Raw genomic sequence first — 10,494 nt, forward strand, 5'->3', positions numbered from 1 at the left:
TCCGTGACGGTGTGGGCCCACCACATGTACGTCACCGGCGGTGTGCTGCTGCCGTTCTTCTCCTTCATGACGTTCCTCATCGCCGTACCAACGGGCGTGAAGTTCTTCAACTGGATCGGCACGATGTGGAAGGGCTCGTTGTCCTTCGAGACACCGATGCTCTGGGCGACCGGCTTCCTGATCACCTTCACCTTCGGTGGTCTGACCGGTGTCATCCTGGCCTCGCCGCCGATGGACTTCCACGTCTCCGACTCGTACTTCGTGGTGGCCCACTTCCACTACGTCGTCTTCGGCACCGTGGTGTTCGCGATGTTCTCCGGCTTCCACTTCTGGTGGCCGAAGTGGACCGGCAAGATGCTCGACGAGCGTCTCGGCAAGATCACCTTCTGGACGCTGTTCATCGGCTTCCACGGCACGTTCCTGGTCCAGCACTGGCTGGGCGCCGAGGGCATGCCGCGTCGTTACGCCGACTACCTGGCGGCCGACGGCTTCACCGCGCTGAACACGATCTCGACGATCAGCTCGTTCCTGCTCGGCATGTCGATCCTGCCGTTCTTCTACAACGTGTGGAAGACGGCCAAGTACGGCAAGCCGGTCGGCGTCGACGACCCGTGGGGCTACGGCCGCTCGCTGGAGTGGGCGACCTCCTGCCCGCCGCCGCGGCACAACTTCATCACCATGCCGCGGATTCGCAGTGAATCCCCGGCGTTCGACCTGCACCACCCGGAGATCGCCGCTCTCGACCAGCTCGAGAACGTCGGTCACGGCGAGAAGGCCATCGCTGGTGGCAAGGAGGCCGGCAAGTGAAGATCCAGGGCAAGATGTTCATGTGGCTGAGCGTCTTCGTCCTCGCCATGGCTGTGGTCTATGGCGTGTGGTCGAAGGAGCCGGCCGGTACCACGGCCCTCTTCCTGGCCTTCGGCCTGTGCATCATGATCGGCTTCTACCTCGGCTTCACGGCCAAGCGGGTGGACGTCGGTGCGCAGGACAACAAGGAGGCGGACGTCGCGGACGACGCCGGCGAGGTCGGGTTCTTCAGCCCGCACAGCTGGCAGCCGCTCTCGCTGGGCATCGGTGGTGCCCTCGCCTTCCTGTCGGTCGCCATCGGCTGGTGGCTGATGTACTTCTCGCTGCCGATCATCCTGATCGGCATCTGGGGCTGGGTCTTCGAGTACTACCGCGGTGAGAACCGCACCCAGTAACACGCGCCGAGCGCCGCAGGGGCCCGGACACTCCGAGAGGAGCGTCCGGGCCCCTGCCTTTGCCGTAGTGCGTGTCACTCGTACGAGTCGTTCGGCGTGCCGCCGTTGACGCCGGTTCCTAGCGTGAGGTCATGAGCCACACAGTGATCTCCCGCCCCCGCACCGTCGTCAGCTGCACGCTGCTGTTGATAGCCCTCAGCGCGGGCGTCACCGCCTGCGGCTCCGACGGCAACCCACTGGCCGCCCGCCCCTACGACGCGGCGGACCAGATCTCCTTCAACGCCCCCGACGGCGACCGTGGGAAGGCCGACCCGGACAAGCCACTGGAAGTCGTCGAGGACTCCGACGGGCGCATCACGGATGTCACGGCCCACGACGCCTCAGGACGCTACGTGGCGGGCGAACTCGCCGCCGACGGCAGCCGCTGGCACAGCACCTCCCCGCTCGCCGCCAACGCCAGCTACACGGTCCGCGTGAGCACCGAGGACGAGGACGGGGCGCCCGGCCGCAAGGTCGTCACCTTCGACACCGGCAAGCCCACCACCAAGAAGAGCCTGGACGTCACCTTCGGCCCCAAGACGGGCACCTACGGCGTCGGCCAGCCCGTCACCGCCGAGCTGAGCCAGCCCGTCAAGGACCAGGCCCAGCGGGCCGTCGTGGAGCGTGCCCTCAAGGTCTCCTCCACGCCCGCCACGGACGGCGCCTGGCACTGGGTGGACGACAAGAAGCTCCACTACCGCCCGAAGGACTACTGGCCCGCCCAGGCCACCGTCCAGGTCCGCAGCAACCTCCAGGGCATCAAGATCGGCGACCGGATGTGGGGCGGCAAGGCCAAACCGCTGACCTTCACCACCGGGGACAAGCTCATAGCCGTCACCGACGCCGCCGCCCACCAGATGACCGTCTACAAGAACGACGAGATCGTCCGGCAGATACCGGTCACCACGGGCATGCCCGGCTACGACACCCGCAACGGCGTCAAGGTCGTCCTGGCCAAGGAGGGCACCGTCCGCATGACCAGCGCCAGCATCGGCGCCTCGGACTTCTACGACCTGATCGTCCACCACTCGGTCCGGGTCACCAACAGCGGCGAATACGTCCACGCCGCCCCCTGGTCCGTCGGCTCCCAGGGCTTCGCCAACGTCAGCCACGGCTGCACCGGCATGAGCACCGAGAACGCCGCCTGGTTCTACGACACCGTCCGCGAGGGCGACATCGTCAAGGTCATCAACTCCGGCGGCGACACGATGACCCCGTTCGGCAACGGCTACGGCGACTGGAACCTCGACTGGGCGAAGTGGCGCACCGGCAGCGCCCTCCTGGGCGGCACCCCCGACGGACCGACAGAGGCCGACAGGGCCCGCCTGCGGCCCCAGAGCGTCTAGACGCCCTCAGGGGCATCGCCCTCCAGGGGCGCGGGGAACTGCGCGACAAGCCACAGAGCACCCGCACCCGCCGACGAACGAAAAGCCCCGACCCCCTAGGCGTTCAAAGCCGCCTTCTCCCGCAGCAAGGAGGCCAGCGCGGAGGCGAACTCCACCGGCTCCACCGGCAGCGTCACCGCCGCCTCCGCCCGGCTCCACGTCGCCAGCCACGCGTCCTGAGGCCGCCCGATCAGCAGCAGCACCGGCGGGCACTCGAACACCTCGTCCTTGATCTGCCGGCAGACCCCCATGCCCCCCATCGGCACGGCCTCCCCGTCCAGCACACAGACGTCGATCCCACCCCGGTCCAGCTCCGTGAGCACCGCGGCCGGAGTCGCGCACTCCAGGAACTCCACCACGGGAACGTCCGGAGCCGGCCTCCGTCCCGTGGCGAGCCGCACCTGCTCGCGGGTGTTGGAGTCGTCGCTGTAGACCAGCACCGTGGCGGTCGGCTGCATTGTTCCTCCGTGACGTCAGCGTCGTAAGGACAGGCCCGTTGGGCCGGATGCTACTCCCTTGAACACCACGTCAACACCGGTACGACCGGTGAAGACACTCCGAACGGCACCCCCCGGAGTGAGGGCGGGATAAGCGACCGACATAATGTCGGTCGTGGCGACAGCAACGACAGTAGAAACCGGGCACGCGCACCCGTCGGTCAATCGGCCGAACCTCACCAGCGTCGGAACCATCATCTGGCTGAGTTCCGAGCTGATGTTCTTCGCGGCCCTCTTCGCGATGTACTTCACCCTGCGATCGGTGACGGGTCCCGATCACTGGAAGGAGATGGCTGCCCATCTCAACTTCCCGTTCTCGGCGACGAACACCACCATCCTGGTGCTCTCCTCGCTCACCTGCCAGCTCGGCGTCTTCGCCGCCGAGCGCGGTGACGTGAAGAAGCTCCGGATGTGGTTCATCGTCACGTTCGTGATGGGCGCGATCTTCATCGGCGGTCAGGTCTTCGAGTACACGGAGCTGGTCAAGGAGGCGGGCCTGTCCCTGTCCTCCGACCCGTACGGCTCGGTGTTCTACCTGACCACCGGCTTCCACGGCCTGCACGTGACGGGCGGACTCATCGCCTTCCTGCTGGTCCTGGGCCGGACCTACGCGGCCCGGAGGTTCACCCACGAGCAGGCGACGGCCGCGATCGTCGTGTCCTACTACTGGCACTTCGTCGATGTCGTCTGGATCGGTCTCTTCGCCACGATCTACATGATCAAGTAGCAGGGCCCGCATCCGCGCGTGCTCGACGAAGCGCGCATCCCAGAAGCATCGACGCAGAAGATCCTGACACCGGGGTAATCCGTGAAAAAGCTCTCCGCACGACGACGCCACCCGTTGGCGGCGCTCGTCGTCCTACTCCTCGCGCTGGCATGCACCGGGGGGCTGTACGCCGTGTTCGCACCCGCGGACAAGGCGCAGGCCGACGAAACCGCCCAGTCCCTCACCATCGAGGAGGGCAAGAAGCTCTACTCGGTCGGCTGCGCCAGTTGCCACGGCACCGGCGGTCAGGGCACCTCCGACGGGCCGCCCCTGGTGGGTGTGGGCGCCGCGGCCGTCGACTTCCAGGTGGGCACCGGCCGTATGCCGGCCGCCACCTCCCAGGGCCCCCAGGTCCCGGAGAAGAAGAACATCTACTCGCAGGCCGAGATCGACCAGCTCGCGGCGTTCATCGCCTCGCTGGGTGCCGGTCCGTCCGTCCCGACGGAGGAGCAGTACGGCCCCGAGGGTGCCGACATCGCCAAGGGCGGTGAGCTGTTCCGCACCAACTGCGCGCAGTGCCACAACTTCACCGGCAAGGGCGGCGCGCTGACGCACGGCAAGTACGCGCCGGACCTCGAGGGCGTCTCCCCGAAGCACATCTACGAGGCCATGCAGACCGGCCCGCAGAACATGCCGTCCTTCCCCGACACCACGCTGTCGGAGAAGAACAAGAAGGACATCATCGCGTACCTCGACGCGGTCAACAGCGAAAAGACCGAGAGCCCCGGCGGCCTCGAACTGGGTGGCCTCGGGCCGGTCAGCGAGGGCCTGTTCGGCTGGATCTTCGGTCTCGGCGGTCTGATCGCCGTCGCCGTGTGGGTCGCCGCCCGGACCGCAAAGGCCAAGAAGTCATGAGTAGCCAAGACATTCCAGAAGAGAACCTGCCTGCCGCGCAGTCCGCAGGACATGACGAGCACGGGCACGGCGCGGTGAGCGTCGCGGACGACAAGCACCCGTTCGCCGACCCGGGCCTGCCGCCCCACGAGCACCGCGTCCAGGACGTCGACGAGCGGGCCGCCAAGCGGTCCGAGCGCTCGGTCGCCCTGATGTTCACGGTGTCGATGCTGGCCACTGTCGCCTTCATCGCCTCGTTCGTGGCGATCCCGGTCGACAAGTCGGTCTACATCTTCCCGCTGGGCCGCATCAGCGCGCTGAACTTCGCGCTGGGCATGACGCTCGGCATCGCGCTGTTCTGCATCGGCGCGGGCGCCGTCCACTGGGCCCGCACCCTGATGTCCGACGTGGAGGTCGCCGACGAGCGGCACCCGATCGAGGCGACACCCGAGGTCCGCGAGAAGGTCTTCGCCGACTTCAAGCAGGGCGCCAAGGAGTCCGCGCTCGGCCGCCGCAAGCTGATCCGCAACACCATGCTCGGCGCGCTCACGCTGGTGCCGCTCTCCGGCGTCGTGCTGCTGCGCGACCTCGGCCCGCTGCCCGGCGAGAAGCTCCGCCACACGCTGTGGTCCAAGGGCAAGCTGCTCGTCAACATGAACACCAACGAGCCGCTGCGTCCCTCCGACGTCGCGGTCGGTTCGCTGACCTTCGCCAAGCCCGAGGGCCTGGAGGAGCACGACCACTCGTTCCAGAACGAGATCGCCAAGGCCGCCCTGATGATCGTCCGGATCCAGCCGGAGGACATCAAGGACAAGCGCGAGCTCGAGTGGTCGCACCAGGGTATCGTCGCGTACTCGAAGATCTGCACCCACGTCGGCTGCCCGATCTCCCTGTACGAGCAGCAGACGCACCACGTGCTCTGCCCCTGCCACCAGTCCACCTTCGACCTCTCCGACGGTGCCCGAGTGATCTTCGGTCCCGCCGGTCACGCCCTGCCGCAGCTCCGCATCGGCGTGAACGACGAGGGCTACCTCGAGGCGCTCGGCGACTTCGAAGAGCCCGTCGGCCCTGCTTTCTGGGAGCGCGGATGAGCACTGCACAGACACGCCGCAAGGCGCCCGCGGGTGAGCGGGTCGCCGACTGGGCCGACGGCCGCCTCGGGATCTACTCCCTGGCCAAGGCCAACATGCGCAAGATCTTCCCGGACCACTGGTCCTTCATGCTCGGTGAGATCTGCCTCTACAGCTTCATCATCATCATCCTCACGGGTGTGTACCTGACGCTGTTCTTCCACCCGTCGATGAACGAGGTGGAGTACCACGGCAGTTACGTCCCGCTCCAGGGGCAGCTGATGTCGGAGGCGTTCGCCTCCACGCTGGACATCAGCTTCGACGTCCGCGGCGGTCTGCTCATCCGGCAGATCCACCACTGGGCGGCGATCATCTTCCTCGCCGGCATGTTCGTGCACATGATGCGCGTCTTCTTCACCGGTGCGTTCCGCAAGCCGCGCGAGATCAACTGGCTGTTCGGCTTCCTGCTGTTCGTCCTGGGCATGTTCACCGGCTTCACCGGCTACTCGCTCCCGGACGACCTGCTCTCCGGCACCGGTGTCCGCTTCACGCAGGGCGCGATCCTGTCCGTGCCGATCGTGGGCACGTACATCTCGATGTTCCTGTTCGGCGGGGAGTTCCCCGGCACCGACTTCGTCGCCCGGTTCTACTCGATCCACATCCTGCTGCTGCCGGGCATCATGCTCGGGCTCGTGGTCGGCCACCTGATCCTGGTCTTCTACCACAAGCACACCCAGTTCGCGGGTCCCGGCCGGACCAACAAGAACGTCGTCGGCATGCCCCTGCTGCCGGTCTACATGGCCAAGGCCGGAGGCTTCTTCTTCCTGGTCTTCGGTGCCATCGCGGCCATCGCCGGCATCGCGACCGTCAACCCGATCTGGGTCCTGGGCCCCTACCGTCCCGACCAGGTGTCGACCGGTGCTCAGCCCGACTGGTACATGGGCTTCGCCGAGGGTCTGGTCCGCGCCATGCCGGGCTGGGAGATCAACTTCTGGGGTCACACGCTCGTCCTGGGCGTGTTCATCCCGCTGGTGCTGTTCGGTGTCTTCCTCGCGATCATCGCCCTGTACCCGTTCATCGAGTCGTGGGTCACCGGGGACAAGCGCGAGCACCACATCCTGGACCGCCCGCGCAACGCTCCGACGCGCACGGCCGTCGGTGTCGCGTGGGTCACCGGCTACGTGATCATGCTGATCGGCGGTGGCAACGACATCGTCGCCACGCACTTCCACCTGTCGATCAACTCGGTGACCTGGTTCGTCCGGATCGGGTTCTTCCTCGGCCCGGTCATCGCCTTCATCGTCACCAAGCGCATCTGCCTCGGCCTGCAGCGCCGGGACAAGGAGAAGGTGCTGCACGGCCGCGAGTCGGGCATCATCAAGCGCCTGCCGCACGGTGAGTTCATCGAGGTGCACGAGCCGCTCAGCCAGGAGCAGATGTACACGCTCACGGCGCACGAGCAGTACAAGCCGGCCGAGATCGGCCCGACGGTCGACGAGAACGGTGTCGAGCGCAAGGTGAAGGGTTCCGAGAAGCTGCGCGCCAAGCTCAGCGACGCCTACTACGGCGAGGGTGCCCAGATCCCGAAGCCCACCGCCGAGGAGTACCGGGAGATCACGAGCGGCCACGGCCACCACTGATCACTGCTTCGCCACGCCACAGAGGGGCCCCGTCCGATCATCGGACGGGGCCCTTCGTCGTGCTCGCGGCTGGATAGGGTGGACTCGTTGAGACTCTCGTCCCGTAGTGCGGGACGCCTGACCCTGGAGCGGCTTATGAGCGCTGTGACCCCCGCTGGAGGCGACACCGCGGCGGGCCGCTCCTGGCCCCTGCTGCTGAACGGCCTGCTGGACGGCAGGCACCTGAGCGCGGACGACACCGCCTGGGCGATGGACCGGGTCATGCGCGGTGAGGCGACCGAGGCGCAGATCGCCGGGTTCGTCGTGGCCCTGCGCGCCAAGGGCGAGACCGTCGAGGAGATCAACGGCCTCGTCCGCACGATGTACGCGCACGCCAACGTGATCGAGGTGCCCGGGGCGACGGTCGACATCGTCGGCACCGGCGGTGACGGCGCGAAGACGGTCAACATCTCCACGATGTCCTCCATCGTCGTCGCCGGCACCGGCGCCAAGGTCGTCAAGCACGGCAACCGGGCCGCGTCCTCGGCGTCCGGGGCCTCCGACGTGCTGGAGAAGCTCGGCGTCAACCTGGAGCTGCCGCTGCACCGGGTCGCGGAGGTCGCCGAGGAGGCCGGGATCACCTTCTGCTTCGCGGTGAAGTTCCACCCGGCGCTGCGCCACGCGGGCGCCGCCCGTGGCCAGTTGGGCATCCGCACGGTGTTCAACGCCCTCGGCCCGCTCACCAACCCGGCCCGGGTCCGCGCCCAGGCCGTCGGCGTGGCGGACCCGCGGATGGCGCCGATCGTCGCGGGAGTCTTCGCCGAGCGCGGCAACTCGTCCCTGGTCTTCCGGGGCGACGACGGCCTCGACGAGCTGACCACCACGGCCACCTCCCGGGTGTGGACCGTCCGGGACGGCCAGGTCACCGAGGAGGCCTTCGACCCGCGGGACGTGGGCCTCGAACTGGTCCCCGTTGAGGCGCTGCGCGGCGCCGACGCCTCCTACAACGCCGAGGTCGCCCGCCGCCTGCTGGACGGCGAGACCGGCCCGGTCCGCGAGGCGGTCCTGCTGAACTCGGCGGCGGCGCTGGTGGCCCTGGAGCCCACCGGCGCGCCCCTGGCCGAGCAGATCCGCGCCGGGATGGCCAAGGCGGCCGAGTCGATCGACTCGGGGGCGGCCAAGCGGACGCTGGAGCGCTGGGTGGCCGCGAGCAACGCGTAGCGGACCCCGTAGGCGAAAGGACCGGCGTCCCGCGATCCGGACTCGGGTTGCGGGGCGCCGATCTCTTCGCGTACGTTCCTGATCAGGTCATGAGTGACAGTCATGAGGCCCCGGCCGACTGTCCGGCAACCCTCCGTCCGTGGCGGGGTGCCCCGGGTGAAGACCGGGCCGTAGGCAGCGAGGTCTACGGCAAGCGCGTGACGAGGAGTCTTCCGTGAACCAGCGAATGCGATAGGGCCGCAGAGCCCCGCCTCCGCATCCCCTTTCCTTTCACCCCCGCTCGAGCCGTACGCGCTCGCGGGCGGATTCCACCTGCCTTCACGGGAGTTCCGTCATGTCTGTCTCCACCGTTGCCGCCGCCCAGTCCGTTTGCAGTGACAGCTCAGGGGCGCTGCCCGTTCTGGGACGGGATGTCACCGTTCCGCTCGTGACCGGTGGTGAGGTCACCTACGCCGCGCTCGACTACGCCGCCAGCGCCCCCGCGCTCCAGCGGGTCTGGGACGACGTCGCCGCCTACGCGCCGTACTACGGAAGCGTGCACCGCGGTGCCGGGTACCTGTCCCAGCTGTCGACCGACCTGTTCGAGAACGCCCGCCGGACCGTGGCCGAGTTCCTCGACTGCCGCGAGGACGACCAGGTCGTGTTCACCCGGTCGACGACCGACTCCCTCAACCTTCTCGCAGCCGCGCTCCCCGCCGACTGCCAGGTCTTCGTCTTCGAGACCGAGCACCACGCCTCCCTGCTGCCCTGGCAGGACGCCCGGGTCACCTACCTCGACGCCCCGCGCAGCCCCCGTGAGGCCGTCGAGACCCTGGAGCGCGCCCTCGCCGACCGGGATCCGTACGGGCCCGCCCTCGTGTGCGTCACCGGCGCCTCCAACGTCACCGGCGAGCTGTGGCCGGTGCGGGAGCTCGCGGCGGCCGCGCACGCCCACGGCGCGCGGATCGTGCTGGACGCCGCCCAGCTGGCCCCCCACCACCCCGTGTCCGTCGCGGACCTCGACGTCGACTGGGTCGCCTTCTCCGGGCACAAGCTGTACGCGCCCTTCGGTACGGGCGTCCTGGCCGGGCGGGCCGACTGGCTGCGCGCGGCCGAGCCGTACCTCGCGGGCGGCGGCGCCAGCCGCAAGGTCAGCCGGCGCGAGGACGGGGGAGTGGACGTGGAGTGGCACGACAGCGCCGCCCGCCACGAGGCCGGCTCGCCCAACGTCATCGGCGCCTACGCCGTCGCCTCGGCCTGCAAGGCGCTGAGCGAGGCGGGCTTCGACACCCTCGTCGCCCGTGAGCAGCACCTGGTCCGCACGGTGCGCGACGGTCTCGCCGACGTACCCGAGGTGCGGTTCCTGTCCCTCTTCGGGGACGACGCGCCGCGGGTCGGCGTGCTCTCCTTCGTCGTCGAGGGCTGGAACAGCTCCCACTTCGCCGCCGCCCTGTCCGCCGAGTACGGCATCGGCGTACGGGACGGGCTCTTCTGCGCCCACCCGCTGCTGCGCACGCTGCTCGGCAGTGACCCGCAGGCGCAGGGCGAGTGCGGGTCGCCCGAGGCCGAGCCCGGGGAGAAGTCGCTCAACGCCATCCGGGTCAGCTTCGGCGCGGGCACGCCGGACGAGCACGTGGAGCGGTTCGTGCGGGCGGTGAAGGAGCTCGTGACGGACGGGGCGAAGTGGAACTACCGCACGCAGGACGGCCGCTGCGTGCCGGACACCTCCGCCTGAGCCGTCGTCGCCGGGGGCGGGGACCACCGGGGCGGCGACTGCCGGGACGGGACTAGGGCCTGTCGTTTGGATCAGGCCGCAGGGAATCGGCGGATCCTTTCAACGCCGGTGAGCGGGGCCTGGCGCGTGGAGCTGCAAGGCGGAGGA

Annotated in this window: 10 protein-coding genes and 1 riboswitch; of the genes, 9 read left to right on the plus strand and 1 reads right to left on the minus strand. The window is 68.6% G+C overall.

Annotated elements, in window-relative coordinates:
- From ABT116_RS34375 to ABT116_RS34385, 3 genes are all read left to right on the plus strand, one after another.
- Positions 1-807 (plus strand): cytochrome c oxidase subunit I (locus ABT116_RS34375; RefSeq protein WP_351641963.1); only part of this gene is annotated, 807 nt, incomplete at its 5' end.
- Positions 804-1,202 carry a cytochrome c oxidase subunit 4 gene (locus tag ABT116_RS34380; protein ID WP_351641970.1) on the plus strand — a complete coding sequence of 133 codons (399 nt, stop codon included), beginning with the start codon at positions 804-806 and terminating at the stop codon, positions 1,200-1,202. The genes ABT116_RS34375 and ABT116_RS34380, both read left to right, overlap by 4 nt.
- Positions 1,203-1,333: 131 nt before the next feature.
- Positions 1,334-2,587 (plus strand): L,D-transpeptidase, encoded by a 1,254-nt coding sequence (locus ABT116_RS34385; protein WP_351641975.1) that lies wholly within the window; start codon positions 1,334-1,336, stop codon positions 2,585-2,587.
- A 95-nt stretch (positions 2,588-2,682) separates the two neighbouring features.
- Here the strand turns inward: ABT116_RS34385 and ABT116_RS34390 are convergent, their stop codons facing one another.
- Positions 2,683-3,084, minus strand: a complete 402-nt coding sequence (locus ABT116_RS34390; RefSeq protein ID WP_351641980.1) for a response regulator — start codon at positions 3,082-3,084, stop codon at positions 2,683-2,685.
- A gap of 145 nt (positions 3,085-3,229) precedes the next feature.
- Here ABT116_RS34390 and ctaE point away from each other — a divergent pair, with 145 nt between their 5' ends.
- The 6 genes from ctaE to ABT116_RS34420 all read left to right on the plus strand — a co-directional run bounded on the left by ctaE (position 3,230) and on the right by ABT116_RS34420 (position 10,347).
- The gene (gene ctaE, locus ABT116_RS34395; protein ID WP_033312739.1) at positions 3,230-3,850 is read left to right on the plus strand and encodes an aa3-type cytochrome oxidase subunit III; all 621 of its coding nucleotides are present in this window, start codon (positions 3,230-3,232) and stop codon (positions 3,848-3,850) included.
- 81 nt (positions 3,851-3,931) lie between these two features.
- Entirely contained in the window at positions 3,932-4,744 is an 813-nt protein-coding gene (gene qcrC / locus ABT116_RS34400; RefSeq protein WP_351641985.1) for a cytochrome bc1 complex diheme cytochrome c subunit, read from the plus strand.
- A complete protein-coding gene (gene qcrA / locus ABT116_RS34405; protein ID WP_351641991.1) occupies positions 4,741-5,814 on the plus strand; it encodes a cytochrome bc1 complex Rieske iron-sulfur subunit in 1,074 nt (357 codons plus the stop codon). The genes qcrC and qcrA overlap by 4 nt, the downstream gene beginning before the upstream one ends.
- Positions 5,811-7,433 (plus strand): cytochrome bc1 complex cytochrome b subunit, encoded by a 1,623-nt coding sequence (qcrB, locus tag ABT116_RS34410; protein WP_351641996.1) that lies wholly within the window; start codon positions 5,811-5,813, stop codon positions 7,431-7,433. Before qcrA ends, qcrB begins: the two co-directional genes overlap by 4 nt.
- A 135-nt stretch (positions 7,434-7,568) precedes the next feature.
- Positions 7,569-8,633 (plus strand): anthranilate phosphoribosyltransferase, encoded by a 1,065-nt coding sequence (gene trpD, locus ABT116_RS34415; RefSeq protein ID WP_351642000.1) that lies wholly within the window; start codon positions 7,569-7,571, stop codon positions 8,631-8,633.
- A gap of 85 nt (positions 8,634-8,718) precedes the next feature.
- Positions 8,719-8,835, plus strand: a riboswitch (SAM riboswitch).
- Between the two features lie 132 nt (positions 8,836-8,967).
- Complete coding sequence (locus ABT116_RS34420) at positions 8,968-10,347, plus strand: aminotransferase class V-fold PLP-dependent enzyme (protein WP_351642007.1); 1,380 nt, start codon at positions 8,968-8,970, stop codon at positions 10,345-10,347.
- Positions 10,348-10,494 lie beyond the last annotated feature (147 nt).

It is taken from the genome of Streptomyces sp. NPDC002130, from assembly GCF_040296465.1.
Taxonomy (GTDB): domain Bacteria; phylum Actinomycetota; class Actinomycetes; order Streptomycetales; family Streptomycetaceae; genus Streptomyces.